Source organism: Sphaerisporangium perillae (genome assembly GCF_023276435.1).
GTDB lineage: Bacteria > Actinomycetota > Actinomycetes > Streptosporangiales > Streptosporangiaceae > Sphaerisporangium > Sphaerisporangium perillae.
The window spans coordinates 99,473-125,138 of sequence record NZ_JALLPO010000030.1; the positions used below are offsets into that span (position 1 = coordinate 99,473).

Annotated in this window: 20 protein-coding genes; 11 read left to right on the top strand and 9 right to left on the bottom strand. The window is 70.9% G+C overall.

Annotated features, from left to right (window positions below; translation table 11 throughout):
- Nucleotides 1–55 precede the first annotated feature (55 nt).
- The 6 genes from MYF83_RS27685 to MYF83_RS27710 all read right to left on the bottom strand — a co-directional run bounded on the left by MYF83_RS27685 (nucleotide 56) and on the right by MYF83_RS27710 (nucleotide 9,431).
- Nucleotides 56–262 carry a TauD/TfdA family dioxygenase gene (locus MYF83_RS27685; protein WP_248963652.1) on the bottom strand — a complete coding sequence of 69 codons (207 nt, stop codon included), beginning with the start codon at nucleotides 260–262 and terminating at the stop codon, nucleotides 56–58.
- Between the two features lie 148 nt (nucleotides 263–410).
- A complete protein-coding gene (locus MYF83_RS27690; RefSeq protein WP_248963653.1) occupies nucleotides 411–3,521 on the bottom strand; it encodes an alpha-mannosidase in 3,111 nt (1,036 codons plus the stop codon).
- Nucleotides 3,522–3,527: 6 nt separating this feature from the next.
- Nucleotides 3,528–3,716: an acetylxylan esterase gene (locus MYF83_RS27695; protein ID WP_248963654.1), complete on the bottom strand. Its 189-nt coding sequence runs from the start codon at nucleotides 3,714–3,716 to the stop codon at nucleotides 3,528–3,530.
- Nucleotides 3,713–6,142, bottom strand: coding sequence for a glycosyl hydrolase family 95 catalytic domain-containing protein (locus MYF83_RS27700; RefSeq protein WP_248963655.1), 2,430 nt, complete (start codon nucleotides 6,140–6,142; stop codon nucleotides 3,713–3,715). Before MYF83_RS27700 ends, MYF83_RS27695 begins: the two co-directional genes overlap by 4 nt.
- A gap of 97 nt (nucleotides 6,143–6,239) precedes the next feature.
- Entirely contained in the window at nucleotides 6,240–8,192 is a 1,953-nt protein-coding gene (locus MYF83_RS27705) for an alpha-galactosidase D (RefSeq protein ID WP_248963656.1), read from the bottom strand.
- A 72-nt stretch (nucleotides 8,193–8,264) separates the two neighbouring features.
- A complete protein-coding gene (locus tag MYF83_RS27710; RefSeq protein WP_248963657.1) occupies nucleotides 8,265–9,431 on the bottom strand; it encodes an ROK family protein in 1,167 nt (388 codons plus the stop codon).
- A gap of 44 nt (nucleotides 9,432–9,475) precedes the next feature.
- On the opposite strand from MYF83_RS27710, the gene MYF83_RS27715 reads away from it, so the two are divergent.
- The 7 genes from MYF83_RS27715 to MYF83_RS27745 all read left to right on the top strand — a co-directional run bounded on the left by MYF83_RS27715 (nucleotide 9,476) and on the right by MYF83_RS27745 (nucleotide 18,477).
- Nucleotides 9,476–11,635: an alpha-galactosidase gene (locus tag MYF83_RS27715; protein WP_248963658.1), complete on the top strand. Its 2,160-nt coding sequence runs from the start codon at nucleotides 9,476–9,478 to the stop codon at nucleotides 11,633–11,635.
- Between the two features lie 146 nt (nucleotides 11,636–11,781).
- Nucleotides 11,782–13,098 (top strand): ABC transporter substrate-binding protein, encoded by a 1,317-nt coding sequence (locus MYF83_RS27720; RefSeq protein WP_248963659.1) that lies wholly within the window; start codon nucleotides 11,782–11,784, stop codon nucleotides 13,096–13,098.
- A gap of 13 nt (nucleotides 13,099–13,111) precedes the next feature.
- Complete coding sequence (locus MYF83_RS27725) at nucleotides 13,112–14,068, top strand: carbohydrate ABC transporter permease (protein WP_248963660.1); 957 nt, start codon at nucleotides 13,112–13,114, stop codon at nucleotides 14,066–14,068.
- Nucleotides 14,068–14,973 (top strand): carbohydrate ABC transporter permease, encoded by a 906-nt coding sequence (locus tag MYF83_RS27730; protein WP_248963661.1) that lies wholly within the window; start codon nucleotides 14,068–14,070, stop codon nucleotides 14,971–14,973. Before MYF83_RS27725 ends, MYF83_RS27730 begins: the two co-directional genes overlap by 1 nt.
- Nucleotides 14,974–15,416: 443 nt before the next feature.
- Nucleotides 15,417–16,625 (top strand): GNAT family N-acetyltransferase, encoded by a 1,209-nt coding sequence (locus MYF83_RS27735; protein WP_248963662.1) that lies wholly within the window; start codon nucleotides 15,417–15,419, stop codon nucleotides 16,623–16,625.
- Between the two features lie 129 nt (nucleotides 16,626–16,754).
- The gene (locus MYF83_RS27740) at nucleotides 16,755–17,279 is read left to right on the top strand and encodes an NADPH-dependent FMN reductase (protein ID WP_248963663.1); all 525 of its coding nucleotides are present in this window, start codon (nucleotides 16,755–16,757) and stop codon (nucleotides 17,277–17,279) included.
- Nucleotides 17,280–17,571: 292 nt separating this feature from the next.
- On the top strand, nucleotides 17,572–18,477 hold the full coding sequence (locus tag MYF83_RS27745; protein ID WP_279340114.1) for an amidohydrolase family protein: 906 nt from the start codon (nucleotides 17,572–17,574) through the stop codon (nucleotides 18,475–18,477).
- A gap of 35 nt (nucleotides 18,478–18,512) precedes the next feature.
- On the opposite strand, the gene sigJ is transcribed toward MYF83_RS27745, so the two are convergent.
- Nucleotides 18,513–19,469, bottom strand: a complete 957-nt coding sequence (gene sigJ, locus MYF83_RS27750) for an RNA polymerase sigma factor SigJ (protein WP_248963664.1) — start codon at nucleotides 19,467–19,469, stop codon at nucleotides 18,513–18,515.
- A 254-nt stretch (nucleotides 19,470–19,723) separates the two neighbouring features.
- On the opposite strand from sigJ, the gene MYF83_RS27755 reads away from it, so the two are divergent.
- Nucleotides 19,724–20,596: an SDR family oxidoreductase gene (locus MYF83_RS27755; RefSeq protein ID WP_248963665.1), complete on the top strand. Its 873-nt coding sequence runs from the start codon at nucleotides 19,724–19,726 to the stop codon at nucleotides 20,594–20,596.
- A 93-nt stretch (nucleotides 20,597–20,689) separates the two neighbouring features.
- Here the strand turns inward: MYF83_RS27755 and MYF83_RS27760 are convergent, their stop codons facing one another.
- Together MYF83_RS27760 and MYF83_RS27765 are read right to left on the bottom strand one after the other, a co-directional pair.
- Entirely contained in the window at nucleotides 20,690–22,486 is a 1,797-nt protein-coding gene (locus MYF83_RS27760) for a glycoside hydrolase family 43 protein (RefSeq protein WP_248963666.1), read from the bottom strand.
- A gap of 202 nt (nucleotides 22,487–22,688) precedes the next feature.
- Complete coding sequence (locus MYF83_RS27765) at nucleotides 22,689–23,378, bottom strand: TetR/AcrR family transcriptional regulator (protein WP_248963667.1); 690 nt, start codon at nucleotides 23,376–23,378, stop codon at nucleotides 22,689–22,691.
- 91 nt (nucleotides 23,379–23,469) lie between these two features.
- On the opposite strand from MYF83_RS27765, the gene MYF83_RS27770 reads away from it, so the two are divergent.
- The 3 genes from MYF83_RS27770 to MYF83_RS27780 all read left to right on the top strand — a co-directional run.
- Nucleotides 23,470–25,035, top strand: coding sequence for an acyl-CoA carboxylase subunit beta (locus MYF83_RS27770; RefSeq protein ID WP_248963668.1), 1,566 nt, complete (start codon nucleotides 23,470–23,472; stop codon nucleotides 25,033–25,035).
- The gene (locus MYF83_RS27775; RefSeq protein ID WP_248963669.1) at nucleotides 25,032–25,250 is read left to right on the top strand and encodes an acyl-CoA carboxylase subunit epsilon; all 219 of its coding nucleotides are present in this window, start codon (nucleotides 25,032–25,034) and stop codon (nucleotides 25,248–25,250) included. The genes MYF83_RS27770 and MYF83_RS27775 overlap by 4 nt, the downstream gene beginning before the upstream one ends.
- On the top strand, nucleotides 25,247–25,666 hold a 420-nt coding region (locus MYF83_RS27780; RefSeq protein ID WP_279340115.1), incomplete at its 3' end, for a biotin carboxylase N-terminal domain-containing protein. The genes MYF83_RS27775 and MYF83_RS27780, both read left to right, overlap by 4 nt.

The following is a 25,666-nucleotide window of genomic DNA, read 5'->3' on the forward strand; positions in this document are numbered from 1 at the left end:
CAGAAGAACTTTCCTAGCAGATATAGGATCTTTCATTGCTGCTTACGCCCACATGTTAGATCCCCTGCCGGCTTTCAGTAGATGGACCGCTCCGCTCGGGGCCGCCGCCGCGCCCGGGACTTCCGCAGGTCGCGGTGACGTTGATGCGCTTGAGCCACCGATCCGTCCCGTCATGCCGGGCGCCGAACGGCTTGCGACCGTGAACCACCCGGTAATTGTCGATGAAGCAGAACTCGCCGCTTTCTAATGACATGTCGAACATGTTGTCGTGCGTCCATTCACGGGGTGAGTCCGCGTCAAGCGGCGATGGGCGTCGGCAGCCAGGTGCGTCAGGGGTCTTCTTCGCTCGCCTCATGGGAGCCGGCCGCCGCCGGGCCTGCCGGCCGAGGCCGGCAGGCTCACACGACTTCTCAGGAATGGTCGCGGCGCAGCCGCAGGGTCAGCACCTGGAACGGGCGCAGCCTGATCGGGATGCCGCCGTCGGCGTCCACGGCGACCTGCTCGTCGTCCAGCGGGCGCTCCAGCAGATCGTTCACCTCCACCGCGGTGACGGGGAAGGCCGGGAGCAGGCGGGTGACGCCCCGGCCGCCGAGCGACTCGTACACTCGGACGATCACGTCGCCCGAGCGGTCGTCCGCGAGCTTGACCGCCTCGACGCGTACGGCACGGCCCTCCGCGGTCACCAATGGCGCGGGGGAGCCGCCCGTCCCGCCCGGAGTCACCCGGAGCGGCAGGTTGAGCGCGTATCCCGACGCCACGGCGTCGGCGACGGTCGCGCCCGGCACCAGCGCGTAGGTCAGGCGGTGCCTGCCCTGGTCGGCCTCGGGGTCAGGGACCCGGGGCGCCCTGACCAGGCTGAGCCGGGCGGTCGTGGTGGTCCCGCCGTCCGGCCGGGTGGTGCGGCCGACGTCGTGGCCGTAGGTGGAGTCGTTGGCGATGGCCACGCCGTACCCGGGCTCGGCGAGATGGATCCAGCGGTGGTTGGAGACCTCGAACCGGGCCGCCTCCCAGCTCGTGTTGGTGTGGGTCGGGCGGAATATGTGGCCGTACTGGATCTCGGCGGCCGAGCGGTCGGCGTGCACGTCCAGCGGGAACGCCGCCTTGAGGATCTTCTCGCGCTCGTGCCAGTCGATCTCCGTCTCGATCTCGATCCGCGGGCTGCCGGCCTTCACCCGCATCGTCTGGACGATCCGTGAGGCGCCGAAGGAACGCTCGATCCTGACGGCGGCGACGAGCGGCCCGCTCTCGACGACGCTGACCGAGTCGGCGTCGGTGAGGTCGACGTGCTGCCGGCGGTAGTGGCGGTCGATGTCCCAGGCGTCCCAGTGGTTCGGGAAGTCGGTGTGGAGCTGGAGCAGGTTGCCCCGGGATCCGGGGGCGAGCACCTCGCGGCCGGCGACCAGGTCCCTGACCGAGGTGAACAGCCCCGCCTGGTCGATCTCCACCCGGACCACGCCGTTGTCGATGGTCGTCCCCGTCACGGTGACGGGAGCGGGGAGCGTCATGGGAGCGCCGAGCCGTGCCGCGCCGGAACCGGGCACCTCGGCGAACACGGCGGCCGATCCGTCGGCGAGCGTCTGGCCTGCCCCGGCCGCGAGTTCGGCGGGGACGGTCACCACCTCGGCGCGTGCCTCCGGGCTGGTGTTGAGCACCCACGCGGCCTGCCCGTCTCCGGCCAGCGCGGCGGCGGCCGCGGAGATGATCGCTTCGAGGTCGGTGCGGACCTGGGCGTAGGTAGCCTCGGCCTCACGGTGCACCCACGCGATCGAGCTGCCGGGCAGGATGTCGTGGAACTGGTGCAGCAGCACGACCTTCCAGAGACGGTCCAGCTCCTCGTGCGGGTAGGCGAATCCGGCGTGCACGGCGGCGGTCGCCGACCACAGCTCCGCCTCGCGCAGCAGGTGCTCGCTGCGCCGGTTGCCCGCCTTGGTCCTGGCCTGGCTGGTGTAGGTGGCGCGGTGCAACTCCAGGTAGAGCTCGCCGGACCAGACGGCCGCCTCGGGCTGCTCGGCGCGGGCCGCGGCGAAGAACGCGTTGGGGTCCTCGATCACGACACGCGGGGAGCCTTCGAGATCGCGCAGGCGGCGGGCCTTCTCCAGCATCTCGCGGGTGGGGCCGCCGCCCCCGTCGCCGTACCCGAAGGGCAGCAGAGACCGGACGCCCGCGCCCTTTTCCGCATAGTTCCGTACGGCATGCGCCAGCTCGCGGCCCGCGAACGTGCCGTTGTAGGTGTCGGCGGGCGGGAAGTGCGTGAAGATCCTGGTGCCGTCGATGCCCTCCCACCAGAAGGTGTGGTGAGGGAACTTGTTGGTCTGGTTCCAGGAGATCTTCTGGGTGAGGAACCAGTCCATCCCGGCGAGGCGGGCGATCTGGGGGTAGGCGGCGGTGTAGCCGAAGGAGTCGGGCAGCCAGACGCCGCGGGTCTCCACGCCGAACTCGTCCATGAAGAAGCGCTTGCCGTGGACGAGCTGCCGGGCCAGGGCCTCGCCGCCGGGCAGGTTGCCGTCGGCCTCCACCCACATGCCGCCGACGGGCACCCACTGCCCCGCCTTGATCGCCTCGCGCATCCGCTCGAATATCTCGGGGTAGCGCTCCTTGACCCATGCGTACTGCTGGGCCTGCGGTCCGGCGAAGACCAGCTCGGGATAGTCCTTCGCCAGCGCCGTGACGTTGGAGAAGGTCCTTGAGGTCTTCCGCTTGGTCTCCCGGATCGGCCACAGCCACGCGCTGTCGATGTGCGCGTGCCCGGTCGCGGAGATGGTGTGGGCGCTGGCGTGGGCGGGGGAGGACAGCACGTCCACGAGGAGTACCCGGGCCTGCTCGGCCGTTCCCGGCACGTCCTGGATGTCGATGGCGTCCATGCAGCGCTCGAGCGCGCGGAGGATCTCGTGCCTGCGCGGGCTGTCGGTGGGCAGCTCCGCCATGAGCTCCTTGAGCACCTCGATGTCCAGCCGCAGGTGCCAGACGTTCTCGTCGAGGACGGCCAGGTCGGCGTAGGCCAAGCGGTAGAGGGGCTCGTTCCCGGCCGTGACCTTGTCGCCCAGCGGCGTCGGGATGAAGTCGCCGGCCAGGCCGATGTCGGGGTTGGCGGCCATCTCCAGGAGGAACCCGACCTGCTCGCCGCCCCGGCTTGGGCCGGCGACCGGGACGTACTGGTTCGACGGCTCGATGCCCTTGACGGGCCGTCCCTCCAGGTCGTAGACGAGCGCCTCGGCCTGGCCTCCGGGCCGGTCGCCGATGAAGCCCAGGTCGAAGACGGCCTCGACCCGGCGTCCGGCCCATTCGGCCGGCACGGTGCCGGTCGCGCGCAGCCAGGTGGTGGACCACGGCCTGCCCCAGCGAGTGCCCGCCGCGAACGGCTCGTAGTCCGCGGCCAGCGCGTCCGTGACGGGCACGGGCTCGTCGGGCACGTGCCACGCCGCCAGCGTCAGGGGTACCCGCTCGGCGTGGATCGCGGGGGTGACGCGCTGGCGCAGCACCCGGTCGATCCGCGCCTCGACGAGTTCGCGGTCATCGTGCATCGGTGTTCAGTTCCTTCCACGGAGGTAGCCGAGCTGTGACATTCCAGGCGCGTCCGGCGTCAGTGCCGGCCCGAAGGCGTCGAGGGCGATCTCCAGATCGTCGAGGGTGTCGCGCCAGAACGCGTCGAAGTCCGCCGGCGCCTCGTAGGAACTGCGGTACGCCCAGAGATCGGCCTGTTCCGAGTCGGCCGTCATCGGTGTGCCGTCCTCTCGCGAACCTCCAGCGACGGCCCGAGACGGACCTCTTCGCCCCCGGCGAGGATCAGCTCCGCCGTGGTCCCGCCGCGGCGGATGCGCGCCGAACGACCGGTCCCGTCCCGAAGCTCGTTGCGAACGGTCATCGTAGTGAGCTCACCCTGCCGCCATGCGAGGTCGACGGCCCACCCGCCCCGGCAGCGAACGCCCCACGCGGATCCGTCGGGCCATTCGCGGGGCAGGGCAGGGAGGACCCGGATGACCCCGCCGTGGCTCTGCACCACCATCTCCAGCAGCGCCGCCATGAGGCCGTAATTGCCGTCGACCTGGAACGGGGGATGGGTGCTGAACAGGTTGGGCAGCAGCCCGCCCCAGCGCGAGCCGTCCACGGGGACGTTCACCGCCGGGTCGTCGCTGTACGGGTGGGTCGCCTCCAGGAACAGGTCCCGCGCCGTACGGGCGTCACCCAGCCGCGCGCGCAGCGCGATCTTCCAGGCCCAGGACCATCCCATGGCGCCGGGACCGCGGGCGTCCAGCGACCGTACGGCCGCCGCGGCGAGATCCGGCGTCCGCTCAGGATCGATCTGTCCCAGGGGGTAGACGCCGGCCAGGAACGACAGGTGCCGATGGTGCGGGTCCTGTTCCGGGTGGTCGTCGGCCCATTCCCGCAGCCGCCCGTCGGGCGCGATCTGCGGAGGTCGCAGGCGCGGCATCGCCGTCCGGATCCGTCCGCGGATCGGATCGTCGAGGCCCAGCGCCTCAGCCGCCGCGAGGCAGTCCGAGAACAGGGCACGAATCAGCGCCATGTCCATGGCGGTGGAGTACGAGAGCGATTCGGGGGTCGACCGGCGGGAGACGAACAGGTTCTCCGGCGAGGTGGAGGGTATGGTGTCCAGCCACCCGCCCGGGCCGTCGACCAGCCAGTCCAGGCAGAACTCGGCGCAGCCGCGAAGCAGCGGCCAGCCGCGGTCACGGAGGAACGCAAGGTCCTGGCCGAACTCGAAGTGTTCCCAGAGATGGTGGGCCAGCCAGACGCCGCCCATCATCCAGATCGCCCACGAGGGGTTCCCATGTCCCATGCCCACCGGCAGGGCCGAGCCCCACATGTCGGTGTTGTGATGGGCGACCCAGCCTCTCGCGCCGTACAGTTCCCGGCTCACCTGGGCTCCGGTGTGCGAGAGCCGTTCGATCAGGTCGAACAGCGGCTCGTGGCACTCGGGCAGACCCGCGGTCTCCGCGCCCCAGTAGTTCATCTGGGTGTTGATGTTGATGGTGTAGTTGGCCGACCAGGCGGGGCGCAGGTCGGCGTTCCACATGCCCTGCAGGTTGGCCGGCGGCCCGCCGGGGCGGGACGCCGACGCGAGCAGATACCTGCCCAGCTGGAACGTCACCGTGGCCAGCAGCCCCTCGTCCGCGCCTGTGAGGATCTCCTGCTCGACGTCGAACGTGCCCGCTCGTCTGGCGCCGATCGCGAGCCCGGCCGGGCTCAGCAGGGCGCGGATGTCCTGCCGGTGTGCGCGCAGCAGCTCTCCGGCACCCGCCGCGACCGCGGCCTCGGCGTCGCGTACGGCACGGGCCAGATGCTCTTCCCTGGTCGCGGAGGGCGCAGTCTCCGCCGGTCGCGCCCAGAAGTCGGCCGCGCTGGTGGAGCTGGTGAGGACGAGCAGCGCCCGCGACATGTCGTGGACCGACCAGGCGCCTTCGGAGGCGGAGACTCCGCCGTCGGTGTCGATCCGGACGGCGGCCGCGGCGAACGGGTCGTAGCCGCCGGGGACCGGCGCCGAATAGCGCAGGGGCTCGGTGACATCCGGCTCGTGCAGTGGCGCGCCGTCGACCGGGACCTCGACGCCCAGCGTGAGCCCGGTCACGCCGGCCGCGCGGTGGACCACCCGCAGCGGGGAGGAAACCTCCAGCCGCATGTCCGCGGTCCCGCCCTCGACGGTGACCTCGACGCAGACCGCCCGCGCGGGCCTGCTCGCCCATGTCCGCCGGCGGACGGTACGTCCGCCCAGGTCGATCACCTCGGTGACCACACCGTCGTCGAGGTTCAGCGTGCGGCCGAGGTAGGCGGCGTCATCGGCTGCCTCCAGGGTCATCCACAGGTCCGTGAAGGGCAGGTACTCCTGGCTGTAGCTCCCCTCGAACGACATCAGCAGGTTCTCGGCGCGCCGGTGGTCCTCGTCGCGGACGGCCTGCCTGACCTCGGCGAGCCGTTCCGGGCCCGCGCCGGCGGCGAGGACCTCCGAGAGAGCGTCGGCCGGACCCTCGGGCCGCCCTGACCAGACCGTGGAATCGTTGATCTGGAGCCGGCTTCGGCGAACGCCGCCGAACACCATCGCGCCGAGCCGGCCGTTGCCGACGGGCGCCGCCTCGAACCAGCTCGACGCCGGCCGCGGCCAGGCCAGCACGAGATCGTCGCCGGCCATCTGTTCCTCATCCACTTCATGCCCCCGTGAATCTCATGGAGCTGACGATGCCGAGGCCCGGAACGGCGGCGCCGTTCCGGGCCTCGGCGGACTCTGTCTACCGGACGTTCAGCGGGACCTCGACCTTGTCGATGTCGGGCGAGTAGACCGGTGTGGTGCTGTCGATCTCGATCGTGTTGGCGCCGGCGCGCAGCTGCATCGGCACGGTGATCGTGGCGGGGATGTCCCAGCCGCCGCTCGGCGGGAAGGCCAGGGTGACCGCGTTCTGGCCGTTGGCCGAGACCGTCGCCGAGCGCGGGTCGCCCGTGACGTAGCGGATGTTCACCTGGTAGACGCCCGCCTTCGGCACGGTGACGTCGTTGATGCGCAACGCGCCGCCGTTGTAGAGGTTGCCGGCCTTCGACCCGCCGGAGCAGTTGGCGCAGCCGTCGACCGAGGCGCCGTTCACGAGGGTGTTCGCGCCGGCCTCCGCCTCGTAGCTCGCCACCTTCAGGGACCCGCTCTTCGGCGTGACCTTGAACAGCCGGGAGCCGTGCGCCGGCAGGGTGGCGGAGACGGAGCCGTCGAGCACGCCCAGGTCGTTCTTCTGCCACAGGTCGCGGACGGTGGCGGTGCCGCCGAAGCCGAAGCTGCTCCAGTTCGCGGTCACCTGGGCCGGGAAGCTGCCCATGTTGAACAGCGCGACGGTGTAGGAGCCGTCGGCGTTCTTCATGCCCCAGACCTGGGCGGGCCTGGTGGGCGTCACCGGCCGTGCAGGGATGCCCTGCTGGTCGACCGCGATCACCTCGCGGTTGGTGAGCAGGGACAGGCCGTAGTCGTCGAGCTTGGTGAGGTCGTCACCGGTGTAGAGCGGGGCCGCCGAGATCGCCCACAGCGTCATGTAGCTCTGCCGCTCGTCCTGGTTGAGGCCGTCCATCTGGCCGTTGCCGACGTCGAGCGAGTCGAGGTCGTTCCAGCCGCCGGGGCCCGCCCACGGTGTCCAGGCCGGCACGTCGTCCCACCTGACCTTGACGGAGTTGTTCCATGTCACCAGGGTGTCGCAGTAGCACTCCACGTCGGTCTCGATGCGCCAGCCGTTGGAGTACTTCTTCCAGTCGGCGGCGTGGTTGCGGTCCAGCGACCAGGACAGCTCCAAGTGGATCGGCCGCCCGGTCTTGGTGATGGCGGCCTGCCAGGCGGCGATGTCCGGGATGTTGTTGTAGTTGTCGCCGCTGCGCCACGAGCCCGGCCCGACGCCGTCGATCTTCAGGAAGTCGAAGCCCCAGTCGGCGATCAGCTGTGCCTGCGAGTCGATGTACTTCTGGGCGCAGGGCTTGGTGAAGTCGATCTTGTAGGAGCTGTCCCAGCCGTTGGTCGTCCGCAGGTCCGGGTAAACGATGTCGGCGAGGGTGCAGCCGGGGGCGTTCCAGATCGGCGTCGTGCCGTTGTTGTACGCCTCCTTGGCCAGGCCGATGGCGAGGTAGATGCCGGCCTTGAGACCCTTGCCGTGGACGTAGTCGGCCACGTACTTCATGCCGTGCGGGAACCGTTCGGGCGAGGCGATCTCCCGCCCGTACTGGTCGAACCCGGGCGTCCAGGAGGTCGTCCTCGACCAGCCGGCGTCGATGTTGACGTACTCGTAGCCGTAGGCCTTGAGCTTGCCGGCGAGCGCGTCGACCTGCGGCAGGAGGTTGGCCTCGGTCAGCCAGTTCCCGAAGCCGCCCGGGTTGAGTCCGGGGTAGTTGCTGGACTGCATGCTCCAGCTGCTCCACCCCATGTACGGGCGGGCGGCGATGCCCTCGGCGACCGCCGCGGCCGCCGCCTTCTGGGCGGCCGCCCGCTCGGCGGCCGACGGGTCCTTCGTGGTGGCGCCTGGCGCCGCGATGCTGGGCGAGGGGCTGGGCTTCGGGCCGGGCTTCGGGCCCGATCCGGCGGCCTGCGCGGTGGACACGCCCGCGCCGAGGGCCACGGCCAGCGCGACGGCGAGGGCCGAGGCTCCGGTACGGATCCGGCGTCCGCGCCGGGCGGGGGAGTCGCCGGGGCGTCCGGCTGTACCTGATGGTGACTGCAAAGTCACGGCTCCTGAGTGGGGGGTGGCGCCGGCCGGGAAGCGGCCGGACGGGGGAGAGCGAGGCAGACAGGATCAGGGAGCGACGAGCGACTGGATGCTCACCGCGGCCGCGCCGCGTGCCCACTCCTCGAAGGGCAGTGGGCGGATGGACAACGGGCAGTCGACGGCGGCGCCGAACGCCTGCCGTTCGAAGCCCGCGCGGATGTGCGTTTCGAACAGGTCGTAGGCGGCGAGTCCCTCGCCGGAGACGACGATCCTCGCCGGGCCGACCAGGTTCGCGACCGCCGCGATGCCGGTGCCGATGGCGTTGCCCCCGCGGGCGAAGATGGCGCCGATCTGCTCGTCGCCGCCGCGCGCCAGGGCCACCGCGTCGTCGATGGTGAGCTCGGGCCGGCCAGAGCACTCCCGGGCCTGCCGGACGATGGCGGGCGTGCCGGCGATGGCCTCCACGCAGCCGCGGCCACCGCAGTGGCAGGTGGGGCCGGTGGCGTCGACGCCGATGTGGCCGATCTCCCCGGCCACGCCGTGGGAGCCGGAGACCAGCCGGCCGTTGACGACCAGGCCGCAGCCGATGCCGGTGCCCACGGTGACGAGGGCGAACGACTCGGCGCCCACGCCCTCGCCGAACCAGTGTTCGGCCGTGGTCAGCGCCTTCACGTCGTTCTCCACCGTGACGGTGAGCCCGGTGACCTCCGCCGCGAGTCGCTCCAGCGGCACGTTGTGCCACTGGAGGAACGGCGAGTACCGGACCAGGCCGGTGTTGCGGTCGACGTCGCCGGAGACGGCGAGCCCCAGCCTGCGGGTGCGGGCCCGGTAGCCGCCGGGGCCGTCGAGCAGGTCGTCGACGAGCCGGCCGAGCTCGTTGAGGACGGCCTCGACGCTCGGGTCGGTCAGCGGCCGGTGGGCCGACGTCCGCACGTCCGCGCAGAGATCGCAGACCACGCCGATCAGCTCGTCGCCGGTGATCTTCACCCCGACGAAGAACTCGCGGTCCGCCTGCACGGCGAGCGGGCTCGCTGGACGCCCGGCGCCTGGTCCCGTCCGCTCGGTGGCGGCCAGTTCCTGCAGGTAGCCCATCTCGATGAGCGGCCGCGCGGCCTTCGTGACGGCGGCGGAGGACAGCCCGAGCTGGCGCGCGAGGCTGACCCGGCTCAGGGGTCCTTCGGTCAGCACCGCCGTGAACACGGCCGTCGCCGCCGGAGTCTCCGTGAGAGCGCCCTTGCCGGTCTCGGTAAGCATGGCCCGAAACGTAGGCGTAATAATTTCCTTCGTCAAGTATTGATTTGCCGCCGGACGAGACCTACGCTCAGCGGCACTCACCGACCTTCCTGCCCGACTTTGAGGACCAGATGCCCGCCGTGCTGTTCCACCCCGACCACCGCTTGTGGCTGCTGCGCGGCCCGGCCTCGGCGTACGCCGTCCGGCTCGCCGAGGACGACAGCCTGCGGCACGTTCACTGGGGTGCCGTGCTGACGCTCGACCAGGCGGTCGAGCTGGCCGAGCGCGTGTCACCGGCGGCGAGCAGTTTCGAGGCGACGGCCGGCGTGGACGAGCTGGCGGTGGAGGGCGGCGCCCGTTTCGGGCCGCCCAGCCTGCTCGTGCGATTCGCCGACGGCACCCGCGGAGTCGAGTGGCGATACGCCGGCCACGACATCGACGGCGGGCACCTGCGCGTCCACCTGCGCGATCGGCACTACCCGTTGCACGTGACCCTGAACTACCGGGTGCACGGCGACGGCGACGTGATCGAACGATGGACGACCGTCGAGAACCGCGACGACGAGGCGCCGGTCACCGTGCTGCGCTGCGACTCCGCCGCCTGGACGGCGCCGCACCGGACGCGGTACCGGATGAGCCACCTCGTCGGGGGCTGGAACAGTGAGTTCCAGGTCCGGCGCACCGACGTCCCCGTGGCCGAGACGGTCCTGACCAGCCGGCGCGGCATGACGAGCCACCACGCCAATCCCTGGCTGGCCGTCGACGACGGCACCGCCGGCGAGGACCACGGCGAGGTCTGGAGCACCGCGCTCGCCTGGAGCGGAAGCTGGCGGATCACCCTTCACCGGGACCCGGTCGGCCGGACCACGTGGACGGGCGGGTTCGGCCACGAGGGCCTCACCTGGTCGCTGGCGCCGGGCGAGACGCTGGAGACCCCCGTCTTCGCCGGCCTCTACACGGCGGGCGGGTTCGGGGCGGCCAGCCGCGCCTGGCACGGACACGTCCGCGGGCAGGTGCTGTCCCACCCGGACGAGACCCGGCCCGTGCTCTACAACTCCTGGGAGGCGACCGGGTTCGACGTCGACGAGGCGGGCCAGATGGCCCTCGCGGCGCGCGCCGCGAGGCTCGGCGTCGAGCTGTTCGTGATGGACGACGGCTGGTTCGGCGCCCGCGGCAGCGAACGAGCCGGGCTCGGGGACTGGGCGCCCAACCCGGCCCGCTTCCCGTCCGGGCTGGGCCCGCTGGTGGCGGAGGTGCGCCGGCTCGGCATGCGTTTCGGGCTCTGGGTGGAGCCGGAGATGGTCAACCCCGACAGCGACCTCTACCGCGCCCACCCGGACTGGGTCCTGCACATGGCCAACCGCGGCCGGACCGAGATGCGCCACCAACTGGTGCTCAACCTCGCCCGGCCGGACACCGCCGGGTGGACCCACGCCTGGCTCGACCGGCTGGTGGCCGAGCACGGCATCGACTTCCTCAAGTGGGATGCCAACCGCCCGTTCACCGAGGCCGGATGGCCGGGGCACGGTGATCCCGACCGGCTGTGGATCGAGCACACGCGGGCGGTCTACCGGATCATGGACCGGCTCCGCGCCGACCACCCGGGCCTGCGGATCGAGGCGTGCTCAGGCGGCGGCGGGCGGGCCGACCTGGGCATCCTCGCCCGGACCGACCAGGTGTGGACGTCGGACAACACCGACCCGGTCGACCGGATCGGCATCCAGCACGGGTTCAGCCAGCTCTACCCGGCCCAGGTCATGGGGGCCTGGGTCACCGACAGCCCCAACGTGGCCACCGCGCGGCGGACCCCGCTGCGCTTCCGCTTCCACGTCGCCATGGCCGGCGTTCTCGGCATCGGCGGCGACCTCACCACCTGGACCGAGGAGGAGCTGAAGGAGAGCGCCGAGCTGGTGGCCGCGTACAAGCGCGTCCGGCCGGTCGTCCAGCACGGTGCGCAGCACCGGCTGCGCGGCGACGGCACGCTGACCGCGGTGGAGTACTCCCGCGGGGACGACCACGTGGTGCTCGCCTGGTGCCCCACCCGCCCGTTCGGTCACGCTCCGGCGCCGCTGCGGCTGGCCGCGGTACGGCCGGACGCGGTGTACCGGGACCTGGACACGGGGGCGACGTACCCGGGCGCCGTGCTGCTGCGGTCGGGCCTGCCCCTCTGCCTGCCGCCGGGCGACCACGCCAGCGTGCTCGTCCGCCTGCAGAGGGTGGGATAGGCCGGCATGGACACCTCAGGGACGCGCGATCGGCGAGGGCCGCGTCACGACCACACACCGCATCTCGACACCTCGACGGCCCGGAGCCGCCGGCCCCAGAGGTCACTCCCCTCACCACCATTGGAGATTCCGTGGAACCGCACCGCATGACACCTGCCAGCCCACTCGACTCCCGGCTGAACCGGCGCGCCCTGCTGAAGGGGCTCGGCGGCGCCACCGCCGCGTTCGCCGCGGCGCCGCTGCTCGCGGCCTGTAGCGGCGGCACGGCCCCGTCCGGCACGGCCGGCACGGCCGGCACGGCAGCCAAGGCGACGTCGCTCGGCTCGGGCCTGTCCGACCCGGTCCCGCGGAGCGCCATCCAGGCGATGGTCGACGCGTACAAGGCTAAGTCCGGCGCGACCGTGAAGATGAACGTGATGCCGCGCGCCCAGCTGGTCGACAACATCAGCTCGTACCTGCAGAGCAACCCGGAAGACGCGATCACCTGGTTCGCCGGGTACAAGATGCGGTACTACGCCGCCAAGGGCCTGCTCGCGCCGGTCGACGACGTGTGGGAGCAGATCGGCGGCAACTTCTCCGAAGGCCTCACCACGGCGTCCCAGGGCGACGACGGCAAGAAGTACTTCGTGCCCAACTACAACTACCCGTGGGGCTTCTTCTACCGGAAGAGCCTGTGGACGGAGCGCGGCTACCAGATCCCGGCGACCTTCGACGCGTTCCTGGCGCTGTGCGCCCAGATGAAGAAGGACGGCCTGATCCCGATCGCCTTCGCCGACAAGGACGGCTGGCCGGCGATGGGCACGTTCGACTACATCAACATGCGCACCAACGGCTACCAGTTCCACCTCGACCTGTGCGCCCACAAGGAGTCCTGGGACCAGCAGAAGGTCAAGGACGTCTTCGACCACTGGAAGGCGCTGCTGCCGTACCAGGACAAGGCCGCGCTCGGCGCCACCTGGCAGGAGGGGGCCCGGAGCATGACGGGCAAGAAGTCCGGCATGTACCTCGTCGGCTCCTTCATAGCCCAGGACGTCACCGACCAGGCGGTCCTCGCCGACCTGGACTTCTTCCCCTTCCCCGCCATCGCGGTCGAGGGCACCGACGCCATCGAGGCGCCGATCGACGGCTTCGTGTTGTCCAAGAGGGGCGGGAGCAACAAGGCGGCCAAGGACATGCTGGCCTTCTTCGGCAGTGGCGCGGGTCAGGACGCGTACGCCGCCAAGGACCCCTCGAACCTGCAGACCGCCAAGGACGCGGACACCTCGTCGTTCAGCGAGCTCAACCGCAAGTGCGCCGCCGCGATCGCCGCCGCCAAGAACATCAGCCAGTTCTTCGACCGCGATGCCCTGCCCGCGATGGCGAACAACGTCATGATCCCGGCCCTGCAGGGCTTCATCAAGGACGGGACCATCGACACGCGAAACATCGAGGCACAGGCCAAGACCTTGTACGCGGCCGAGTGAGCCGATGAGCCTCATGCCGCAGACGAGCCTGCCGCCGGCAGCCGACGCACCGGCCGAGAAGTCCGCGCCCCCGGCGCGGTCACTCCGGGTGCGACGGCTGTCGGGGCGGGACCGGCTCGTGCTCGGCCTGATGGTGGGCGTTCCGACGCTCATCCAGGCCGTCCTGGTGTGGATCCCCACGCTTTTGTCGGTCGGGTTGTCGTTCATGAAGTGGAACGGCCTGAACCTGGCCGACATCCGGCCGGCCGGCCTGAGCAACTACACCTACGCCGTCCAGGACTACCCGCCGTTCTGGCCCGCCGTGGCCCACAACATCATCTGGCTGGCCTTCCTCGCTCTGGTCGCCACCCCGATCGGGCTGCTGCTCGCGGTACTGCTCGACCAGAAGATCCGCGGCACCCGGCTCTACCAGAGCATCTTCTTCGCCCCGGTCATGTTGTCGATGGTCATGGTCGGGATCGTCTGGCAGCTGGTCTACGCCCGTAACGAGGGCCTGCTCAACAACCTGCTCGGCACCGCGGGGACGCCGGGCGCGGTCGACTGGTTCGGCGACTCGGGCGTCAACCTGTGGGCCGCCCTGGTGGCGACCACCTGGCGGCACGCCGGCTACATCATGGTGCTCTACCTGGCCGGGCTGAAGGGCATCGACCCGAGCCTGCGAGAGGCCGCCGCCATCGACGGCTCCAACGCCTGGCAGACGTTCTTCCGGGTCGTGCTCCCGGCGATGCGGCCCATCAACATCGTGATCGTGGTCATCACGATCATCGAGGCACTGCGGGCCTTCGACATCGTGTACCTGATCAACAAGGGCACCAACGGGCTCGAACTGCTCAGCGTCCTGGTCATCCAGAACCTGGTAGGCGTGGGCCAGGTGATCGGTGTCGGGTCGGCCCTCGCGGTGATCCTGCTGCTCATCTCGCTCGGCCCCATCGTCTACTACCTGGTCCGCACCTTCCGGAGGGCTGACTGATGACGGCGACAGCGACGACCGCGCCGGCGACCGGCCGTCCCGGTGCCGGCGACCGGCCTCGCAGGCACTACGGCACCCACCTGTTCCTGATCGCCATGGCGGTGATGTGGCTGGTGCCGCTGTTGTGGACCCTCTACACCGCACTGCGTCCGAAGGCGGCGACCGACAAGTACGGTTACTGGAGCCTGCAGGGACCGATCAACCTGGACAACTTCACCGGCGCGTGGACCCAGGGCGGCATGGCGACCTACTTCGGCAACACGCTGCTCATCAGCGTCCCGGCGGTGGTGCTCACGCTCGCGCTCTCCTCGATGATGGCGTTCGCGGTGAGCCGGTTCACCTGGAAGTTCAACCTGACGCTGCTGGTCCTGTTCACCGCCGGCAACATGTTGCCGCCGCAGGTGCTCGCCGCGCCGCTGTTCGAGATGTTCAAGCACACGCCGCTGCCGTACTCGATCAGCTCGTCCGGCACTCTGCTCGACACCTACTACGCCGTCATCGCCGTGGAGGTGGCCTTCCAGATGGGCTTCTGCACGTTCGTGCTGGCCAACTACATGAAGGCCCTGCCGGGAAGCCTGACGGAGGCGGCCCAGGTGGACGGCGCGAGCGTCTGGCAGCAGTACAGCCGCATCATCATGCCCCTGTCGCGGCCGGCGCTGGCCGCCCTGGGCACGCTGGAGGTGATCTGGCTGTACAACGACTACTTCTGGCCACTGCTGTTCATCCACAGCGGCGACCGGCTGCCGATCACCACCGGGGTCACGAACCTGCAGGGACAGTTCCTGCTCGACTACAACATGATCGCGGCCGGCGCGACCATCACGGTCATCCCGACCCTGGCGATCTACCTGGCCCTGCAGCGGCACTTCGTCGCCGGTCTGACCCTCGGCGCCAGCAAGGGCTGAGGCCGGGGCGGGCGCACCGGCACGCAAGCGGCGCGGCCGACTTCATCACCTTCAACGCCCGTCCCAGCGTCACCTCACCCGGCGCGGAGGCGCTGCGCGAGTTGAAGGTGCGGCAGGCGCCGGCGTACGCGTGAACAAGATCAAACCTCGTCCAGGCGCAGGGTGGCAAGATCGCGGCGAAGCCGCTCGGGCAGATCATCACCTCTACGATCCTCGGCCACGAGGACTTCGACCCCTACGCGACGCCCGGGAGCGCGGGCGACCCGGCCAAGGCGCAGCGACTGCTCGCCGAGGCCGGCCACCCGGACGGGCTGAGGCTCGGCGCCGTGTTGATCTCGACGTTCGTGGTCGACGTCATCACGCCTGCGGGACCCGGCCGGCGCCCTGTGAGCGAGGCCAGGTAAAAGTCAGGCACCAGCGTAGATGTGAACGAGGAGATGATCATGAGTCCAGATGTGCGCGTGCTCGGCCACGAAGACGAGTTGCTCGCGGCGGCGGCGGTCTTCCGCGCCGCGATGGTCGGCCTGCCGCCCTTCCCGGCCGGCGCCGACATCGCGCAGCTCTTCGAACCCGGCCGGACCCTGGGTGCCTTCGTCGACGGTGAGCTGGCCGGCACCGCCGACTCCTACTCGAGCCGGCTCGTCGTGCCGGGCGGCGCGCGGGTCCCGCACGCCGCGGTCACCCATGTCGGCGTGCTGCCCACGCACACCCGCCGCGGCGTCGTGACGGCGCTGCTGCGGCGCCAGCTCGCGGACATCGCGGAACGGGGGGAGATCGTCGCCACCCTGCGCGCGTCCGAGGCCGTCATTTACGAGCGCTTCGGGTACGGCGTCGCCGGCTCGTACGCCCATCGGGAGCTGTCCCGCAGGCGGGCTCATCTGCGGGACACGGTGCCCCACGGCGGCCGGGTCCGGTTGGTCGACGGTTCCTCGTCGTGGAAGCTGCTCGCCCAGATCTACGAGTCCGGCGCGGTCTGGACCGGCGCGATCGACCGGCCGGACTACTGGTGGCGGCAGCAGGAGCAGCGGCACAACGGCGATCCGGGCCCCGCCTACGTCGCCGTGCACGGCCCCGCCGGGGCGGAGGACGGATACGTCCGGTACCACCCGATCAACACGGCGGAGTGGTTCACCAGCCAGGACCGGGTGATCGTCGTCGACGATCTGGTCGCCGCCACGCCGGAGGCGTACGCCGGGTTGATCCGGTACCTGCTCGGGGTCGACCTCGTCGACCGGATCGTCTTCCCGTTCACCGCCGTGGACGACCCGCTGGCGGTTCTGCTGACCGACGATCGCGCCGTCCGGACCTCGTCCATCCGGGACGAGACCTGGCTGCGGATCATCGACGTGCCCGCGGCGCTGGCCCGTCGCGGCTACCGCGGCTCGGGCTCGCTGGTCCTGGCCGTCACCGACCGTCTGCTGCCGGGGAACACCGGGACCTACCTGATCGGTGCCCAGGGGGCGACCCGGATCGAGGCGCCGGCCGACCTGGCGGTGGACGTCGCGACCCTCGGCGCCCTGTACCTCGGCGGCTCGCGCTGGTGGCAGCACGCCCGCGCGGGGCGGGTGGCCGTCCACCGGGACGGTGCGGTGGAGATCGCGGAGGAGCTGTTCGGCACCGACGCGCTGCCGTTCGCGGGGACGGTCTTCTGACGACGGTCTTCTGACGCGGCCGCCGCCGCCCCGAAGTGGGCGGGGCGGCGCTCCTGATATTCATGTATATCTGGTAGGAAATATTTACTATAGGAACGATGATCCTGCGTTGATGACTGGGAGGATCCGATGAGCATCGTGACATTGGTGGGCAACCCGCGTGCGGGTTCCCGGACCCGCGAGGTGGCCGTGGCGGCCGCCGAGGCGGTCGGGCGGCGGATCGATGATGACGCCGCAGCCGGAGAAGTGGTGGACCTGTCGGCCGCCTTCGGGCGGCATCTGCTGTCGCCCGACCCCCCGGCGGAGGTGAAGGCGGCCCTGGAACTGGTCGCCGGGGCCGGCGTGCTGGTGGTGGCCAGCCCCACCTACAAGGGCACCTACACCGGCCTGCTCAAGGCCTTTCTCGACCGGCTGCCCTCCGGCGCGCTGGCCGGGACGGTGGCGCTGCCGCTGCTGGTCATGGGCGATCCCCGGCACGCTCTCGCCGTCGAGGTCCACCTGCGGCCCCTGCTGGTGGAACTGGGCGCGACCGTACCCACTCCGGGGCTGGCGCTGGTCGAGTCCGACCTCCCGCGGCTGGCGGACATCCTGGCCGGCTGGGCCGACCGGACGGCCCCTCAGATCGTCGCGATCAAGGAGGGGGCGAGCCGGTGACCGAGACCCTGCCCGATGCGGAAACGTAGTCGCGCAGATGGACGCGCAGAGGCCCTCGCCGGTCACCGGTGGGGGCCTCTGCGCTTCCCGGGGGACGGCCAGTGACATTGGGCGCAAATTTGCCGGGGGTCGAAAAAGTGCCATAGATTGGCCTTGTCACGCAACCATGGGCATCGAGGGGTGAGTTGATGGATCTGTCCGGCAAGGCCGCCATGGTCACCGGCGCCGGCCGTGGCCTCGGCCGCGCGCACGCCGAGGCGCTGGCCGCGGCCGAAGATTCCGGGGGCCTGAGATGACCGATCGAGTCATGAACGTCGCCGATCTGGTGGCGATCGACGTGCACACCCACGCGGAGATCTCCAAGGACGGGCACGGTTCGCTGAGCCCGGAGCTGTTCGGGGCCTCCGAGGAGTACTTCAAGGCGCAGAGGCACCGGCAGCCGGCCATCCCCGAGATGGCCGCCTACTACCGCGAGCGCAAGATGGCCGCGGTGGTGTTCACCGTGGACGCCGAGCACGCCACCGGGCATCCGCGCATCTCCAACGAGGAGGTCGCCGAGAGCTGCGCCGAGCATGCCGACGTCCTGATCCCGTTCGGCAGCGTCGACCCCTGGAAGGGCAGAGCGGGCGCCCGCGAGGCGCGCAGGCTGGTCGAGGAGCACGGCGTGCGCGGCTTCAAGTTCCACCCGAGCATCCAGGGCATCGCGCCGAACGATCCGGTGGCCTATCCGCTGTACGAGGCGATCGAGGAGCTCGGCGTCCCCGCGCTGTTCCACACCGGCCAGACCGGCATCGGCGCCGGGGTGCCCGGGGGAGGCGGCATCCGGCTGAAGTACGGCAATCCGATGCTGGTCGACGACGTGGCCGTGGACTTCCCGGAGCTGCGGATCATCCTGGCCCACCCGTCCTTCCCTTGGCAGGACGAGGCGCTCGCGGTCGCCACGCACAAGCCCTACGTCTACATCGACCTGTCGGGCTGGTCGCCGAAGTACTTCCCGCCCCAGCTCGTGCAGTACGCGAACACGCTGCTGAAGGACAAGGTGCTCTTCGGGTCCGACTACCCGGTGATCACCCCGGACCGCTGGCTGTCGGACTTCGACAAGCTGCAGATCAAGCCGGAGGTCCGTCCCAAGATCCTGAAGGACAACGCCGTACGCCTGTTCGGGCTCGCCCCGGAAGAAGGGACGACACGATCATGAGCTGCTCGGCATCCAGGGCGCGCCGGCGCGCGGCTTCAGGAATCGGCTGGGCCTTTCGGACTTCGTGTCGTCGTTGACTCGTCTTGGATCCTGGAGAGTTTGTCGGGGTTGCTGACGGAGTAGATGCCCGACACCTGCTCTCCGTCCGGGCTGAGGTCGAGGACCATGACGGCGAACGGGGCGTCGTCGGCGAACAGCAGCGCGGAGGGGTCGCCGTTGACCGTCCGGTAGCGGACCTCCAGGCCTTCCGGCGCGCGGGAGGCGACACCGGCGATCATGCGGGCGACCTTGTCGCGGCCGTGCACCGGGCGCAGGCCGGCGGCCCGGCTCTTGCCGCCGCCGTCGGTCCACATGGTCACGTCCGGCGCCAGGATCCGCATCAGGGCGTCCAGGTCGCCGCCGAGCGCGGCGGCCAGGAACCGCTCGGTCACCTGGCGCTGGACGCGCGGGTCGGCCTGGTAACGGGGGCGGCGGGCGTGGACGTGCTCGCGTGCGCGGTGGGCGAGCTGCCGTACGGCCGCCGGGGTGCGGCCGAGGATGTCGGCGATCTCGGTGTGGGCGTAGCCGAACACCTCGTGCAGGACGAACACCGCCCGCTCCAGCGGGGTCAGGGTCTCCAGCACCACCAGCAGCGCCATCGACACCGACTCCGCGCGCAGGGCCGGCTCGGCCGAGTCCGGGGTGGTGTCGGTGAGCAGGGGCTCGGGCAGCCACGGCCCCACGTAGGTCTCGCGGCGGCGCCGGATGGCCGTCTGCCGGGCGAGCGCGTGGTTGACCGCGATCCGTACCAGGTAGGCGCGGGGGTTCGCGATCTCCTCGGCGCTCGGCGCCCGGGTCCGGGGCGCCCACGACAGCCAGGTGTCCTGTAGCACGTCCTCGGTGTCGGCCACGTTGCCGAGCAGGTTGTAGACGATCGAGAACAGCAGCTCGCGATGACCGGCGAACACCTGTGTCGCCGTGTCCGCCGCGATGTCCTCCGGGCTGTCATGCATGGGTGGTCCTTATCTCGGGTGCTGCCTCCTTAGAGGTGCGGTGGTCTCCGAAGTGTGACATGCGCGCCCCAAGTGTGATCTGGACCTCACTCGCGGGCTCCGATGTCACGTTCACCGAGGCTCGGCCCTCTTGGATCGCGACCGGGTTCACCAGGGGCGGGTGGGGCGCCGGCCACGCCGCCGCATCACCGCTCCCGACCGGCGCGTCCACCGGCACATCACGTCTCGATCCGATCCTCACAAGGAGTGTTGTCATGACCGTTCTGGTCACCGGAGCCACCGGAACCGTCGGCCGCCACGTCGTCCGGCACCTGCTGCGGGCGGGGGAGAAGGTGCGGGCGCTGACCCGCGACCCCGCCAAGGCGGACCTGCCGGAAGGCGTGGAGGTCGTCGCCGGCGATCTCACCGACATGGGCACCCTGGCGCAGGCCTTCGACGGCGTCACCGCCGCTCACCTGATCAACTTCGCCTCGGACTACAAGCCGCTGCGCAACGGGCCGGAGATCGTGGATCTGGCCCTGCGGGCGGGAGTGCGCAAGGTCACCGTCCTGGGCGGCTGGCAGGAGGGCACCCTGGAGCCCGCCGTCCGGTCCAGCGCCCTCGAGTGGACTCACCTCAGGCCGATCGAGTTCATGGGCAACACCCTGGCCGACTGGGGCGAGCGGCTGCGCGCCGACGGGGTGATCCGCGAGCCGTACGGCGACCGGAAGGGCGCCACCGTCCATGAGTCCGACATCGGCGCCGTGGCGGCGGTGGCCCTGGCCGAGGACGGTCACGCCGGCGAGACCTACACCATCACCGGCCCTGAGGTGCTGACTCCTCGCGACAAGATCCGCATCCTCGCCGGGGCCACCGGGCGCGATCTGCGGTTCGAGGAGCTCAGCCCGGACGAGACGCGCAAGCAGTGGGTCGAGGAGGGCAGGCTGCCGGAGATGCTCCTGTTCAAGGTGTTCGGCGACGATCCTCAGATCGGTCACCGGGAGAGGGTGGAGTTCCTCCTGCAGGTGTACGGGAGCGACCACGAGATCGGCTCCACCGTCACCGGCGTGGTGGAGAAGGTCACCGGCCGCCCGGCACGCACGTTCGCCGAGTGGGCGGCCGAACACGCCGACGGCTTCCGGCCGTAGGACCGGCCACTCGCTCCATCCTCGTTCACCCACCGGCCCTGACCTCCACGGCGGCCGGGCCTCGCACGGGGAGGCCCGGCCGTGCGCTCGGGGTCAGCGCCGGTGGAGGTGGAAGTAGTCGAAGTCCACTGTGGCTCCGGCGCCTCCCAGGGAGATGAGGCCGACGCGCAGGTCCGCTTCGGCGGGGAGCGTCCAGACGCCGCCGTGGATCCAGGTGTGGCCGTCGCGGCTCGTGGCGGCGCGCAGTTCGTGCTCGCCGTTCCGCTTGTCGACGCGGTGGATCAGGCGCAGCCAGGTGGTGTCGGCGGGCGGCCCGACGATCGTGCCGCCGTAGGCGATCCGGCCGGCGTAGGGCATCTCCTTGCCGAACTCGGTCTGCCGGGTGTTCCAGATCGCGACGTGGACGAGCTTGGTGTAGAGGTCGTCTCCGGCGTAGGCGATCAGGCCCGCCTGCTGGTAGTTGCGGACGGTGTCGGTGCCGAGGTCGGCGCGGAGCTTGGTCTCGGCGGTCCAGTCTCCCTCGGGCGGCTCCCGCAGCAGCACCGAGGCGGTGTTGTTCTCCCGGTTGAGCTCGGCGTCCTGCGTCGGCCAGCGCAGAGCCCCGCCCACGAGCTCGCCCTGGGGGGAGCGGACCCAGGTCCAGCCCGGTCGCAGCCGCGCGCCGTCGAACTCGTCGCTGCGATCCCGGTCTAGCGGGCCGAGCCGCGGCGCCGGCGCGGCCTTCACGGGCACGGGGCGGCCGGGCGCCTTCTGCGGGTCCTCCGAGGCCCACGCGCCACCCCGGACGGTCGGCCAGCCGCCGATCCAGTCGAGCCGGTCGATCAGCATGGGCCGCTCGTTGATCGCGAACGGCTCGTCGAGGTAGGGGTCGGCGCGGTCGATGGCGTGGTACACCAGCCAGTCCTGCCCGGTGGCGTCGGTCGCGACGGCGTTGTGCCCGGTGCCGACCCACCGGTTGCCGTTCGGCGCGATGACGATCGTGCCGCCGGCCCGCGAGGTGGCGAGCGGCACGCCCTCACGGTCGACGTATGGGCCGGTGATGGAGCGGGAACGCCCGGCGTAGACGCTGTAGCCGGTGGTGGGGCCCGCGCAGCAGTCGGCCGACGAGGCGAACAGGTACCAGTAGCCGTCGCGGCGCAGCAGGTATCCGCCCTCGAAACGGTTGTCGATGGCGATCATCGTGGGCTCGCCGACGGCCTGCCTGCCCGCGGGGTCGAGCCGCGTGATGAAGATCCCGCCGTAGTAGGAGCCGTAGACGAGATACTCGGTCCCGTCGGCGTCGACGGCGTGGGCGGGGTCGAAGGTCCACTTGAAGTCGCCGGACCCGCCGCCGCCCCTGCGCGGGCCGACGACCGGCGCCCCCGAGTCGGTCCACGGGCCGGCCGGGGTGGGCGCGGTGGCCATCCCGATCGCGTTGTCGTTCGGCTCCGGCGTGACCGTGGTCTGGGTGACGACGTAGTACAGGCGGTACTCGCCGTTCACCCGCCGGATGTCGGGCGCCCACAGGCTCGCGCCGGCCGCGGTGTCGGCCCATGCGGGGAGGGTCTGGGCGGTGAAGGCGTCCGCGACGTGGGTCCAGTCGGTCAGGTTCTGCGACCGGGCGATGGGGAGGTAGTGGGGGGTTCGCTCTCCCTCGCGCAGGGGGTCGGTGGTCCCGAAGGCGTACCACCAGCCGTCCTCGCCCTTGATGATCGACGGGTCGGCGAAGGTGTCGGCGAAGTCGCGGCCGACCGGGTTGGTGTAGGCGGCCGGCGGTGACCCGCCGGGGCTCGCGGCAACGGCCGTGGCCGGAACCACCACCGCGGGGGCGGCCGTGGCCGGAGCCGCCAGGAGGAGGCAGGCCAATCCCGTGAACGTCGCCGCGATGCGTTGAACGACTCTGGCACCCATGAAGATCTCTCCCGCTCCGGCGCGCGCGTGCGGCCCTGACCGTACGATCCTTGTGCCAGCCTTTGTACAACGTTGTATTCAACGTTGTACATAGCCGATCTCATCGGGGAGCGGAAGGCCGCGGACCGGCCGGTGAACCCCCGCCGGCATGGACTCACAGGTCGGGGGCCGGTTTCGTGAGACGCCTCGCTCGCGGACGCTTTCAGGAAGGCGTCTGGAGTTGGGTCCGGATGGCGTCCATGACGGTGTCCGGCGAGGCCGAGCCCCGGAAGGCGGCCACGATGACCCGGTCGGCGTCCTGGTCGCCGTCGTCCCGTGATCTCTCCAGGTGCCGGAACGTCGTGATGACGTACTGGAGCGCGTGGTCCAGGGCGGGGAACGGGTCGTGGCCGCCGTTGGCGCGGAGCCAGCCGCGCAGCACCTGGTTGTGGGCCGCCACCACGGAGGCGGCCATCAGCTCGGCGCGCAGGGCGGCGTCGGGGGAGTCCCCGAGCCAGTCACCGACGAACTCCCGGAACAGCCGCTGGTAGCGGGCCACGCTGACGATCTCGCGATGGCGGAGCGCCGGGACCTTGCCGACCAGGCGGTAGCGCTGGAGGGACACCTCGGCGTCCTCCGCATAGCGGGTCAGCACGATGCGCACCGCGTCGCAGACCGCGACGATCGCGGTGTCGGCGGTGGAGGCCGTGAGGCGCGCCCGCACCTGGGCCAGCAGCGCGTCGTGGTCGGGGAAGATCACCTCTTCCTTGGACCGGTAGTGCCGGAAGAAGGTGCTGCGGCTCACGCCGGCTCGGGCGGCGATGTCGTCGACCGTGGTCTCGTCATAGCCGCGCTCGTCGAAGAGCGCTATCGCCGCCTCGGCGAGTCGCTGGCTGACAGGCGATCGGGGCATCCCCACATTCTCCTGGATCCGAGGTTGTCCAAGGCACTGAAACTGAGTATCGTCCGCATGGAACCCAGTTTCAAACCGCGAGTGGTGATCAATGAATCCGCAGACCACGGCGAGCAGGCTGGCGGCGCTCGACGACCGGCTGCACCAGGCCGTGCACGTCAACGCCGCCCGAGCGGCCGAGAAGCAGCGAGCCAAGGGCAGGCTGAGCGCGCGCGAGCGGATCGAGCGGCTGCTCGACGAGGGCTCGTTCGTCGAGCTGGACACGCTGGCGCGGCACCGCAGCACCGCCTTCGGCCTGGACGGCAACCGGGTGGACGGCGACGGCGTGATCACCGGTCACGGCACGGTCGGCGGCCGGACCGTGTGCGTCTTCTCGCAGGATTTCACCGTCTTCGGCGGCAGCCTCGGCGAGGTCTACGGCGAGAAGATCTGCAAGGTGATGGACCTCGCCCTGAAGACCGGGTCACCGATCATCGGCATCAACGAGGGCGCCGGCGCGCGCATCCAGGAAGGCGTGGTCTCGCTCGGCCTGTACGGCGAGATCTTCCGCAGGAACGTGCACGCCTCGGGCGTCATCCCGCAGATCTCGCTGATCATGGGAGCCTGCGCGGGCGGCCACGTCTACTCGCCGGCCCTCACCGACTTCACCGTCATGGTCGAGGGCACCTCCCACATGTTCGTCACCGGCCCCGACGTCATCAAGACGGTCACCGGCGAGGACGTCAGCTTCGAGGAGCTCGGCGGCGCGCGCACGCACAACACCAAGAGCGGCAACGCGCACTACCTGGCCGACGACGAGGAGGACGCCCTCGAGTACGTCAAGGCCCTGCTGTCCTTCCTGCCGCGCAACAACCTGGACGACCTCCCCACCGATGGGGACGAAGCGGACCTTTCGCTCGGCGAGGCCGACAGGGCGCTCGACACGCTCGTGCCCGACTCGCCGAACCAGCCCTACGACATGCGCGTCGTCATCGAGTCCGTCCTCGACGACGCGAACTTCCTCGAGGTGCAGGCCCTGTTCGCGCCGAACATCATCGTGGGCTTCGGCCGCGTCGAGGGACAGCCCGTGGGCGTCGTCGCCAACCAGCCCATGCAACTGGCCGGCATCCTCGACATCAACGCCTCCGAGAAGGCCGCCCGGTTCGTCCGCACCTGCGATGCCTTCAACATCCCGGTGCTGACCTTCGTCGACGTGCCCGGCTTCCTACCGGGCACCGACCAGGAGTGGAACGGCATCATCCGCCGCGGAGCCAAGCTCCTGTACGCCTACGCCGAGGCCACCGTCCCGCTCGCCACCGTCATCACCCGCAAGGCGTACGGCGGCGCGTACGACGTCATGGGATCCAAGCACCTCGGCGCGGACGTCAACCTCGCCTGGCCGACCGCGCAGGTCGCGGTCATGGGAGCCCAGGGCGCGGTGAACATCCTCTACCGCAAGGAACTGGCCTCGGCCGCCGACCCGGAGGCCCTGCGCGCCAAGCTCGTCGCGGAGTACGAGGACACCCTGGCCAACCCCTACCAGGCGGCCGAGCGCGGCTACGTCGACGCGGTGATCCCGCCGCGCGAGACCCGCCGGGAGATCGTCCGGTCCCTGCGGCTGCTGAGGGGCAAGCGGGCGGCGCTGCCGCCCAAGAAGCACGGGAACATCCCGCTGTGACCGGGGCGTTCGTGGTCAGGGGCGAACCGACGGCAGAGGAACTGGCCGCCCTGGTGACCGTGCTCGCCCTGCGGGCGGGGACCGCCGGGGATCCCGCCCCGGCTCCCAGGAACCCTCACGGCTGGGCGGCCCGCCACCACGCGCTGCGCCCGCCGCTGAACGCCGGGCCGGGCGCCTGGCGCGGATCGATGTGGAAGTTCGGAGGCCTTCGATGACCCGTTCCCTGGCACCGCGCAAGGTGCTGGTCGCCAACCGGGGCGAGATCGCCGTTCGCGTCATCCGCGCCTGCAAGGACGCCGGCATGGCGAGCGTGGCCGTCTACGCCGACCCCGACCGCGACGCCCTGTTCGCGCGCATGGCCGACGAGGCGTGCGCCCTCGGCGGCGCCACGCCAGCGGAGACGTACCTGTCGATCGGCAAGATCCTCGACATCGCGCGGCGGACGGGCGCCGACAGCGTGCACCCCGGCTACGGGTTCCTCGCCGAGAACGCCGCCTTCGCCCGGGCGGTGATCGACGCCGGCCTGACCTGGATCGGCCCGCCGCCCGCCGCGATCGACGCCCTCGGCGACAAGGTCCAGGCCCGGCACATCGCGCAGCGCGTCGGCGCGCCGCTGGTCGCCGGGACGGCG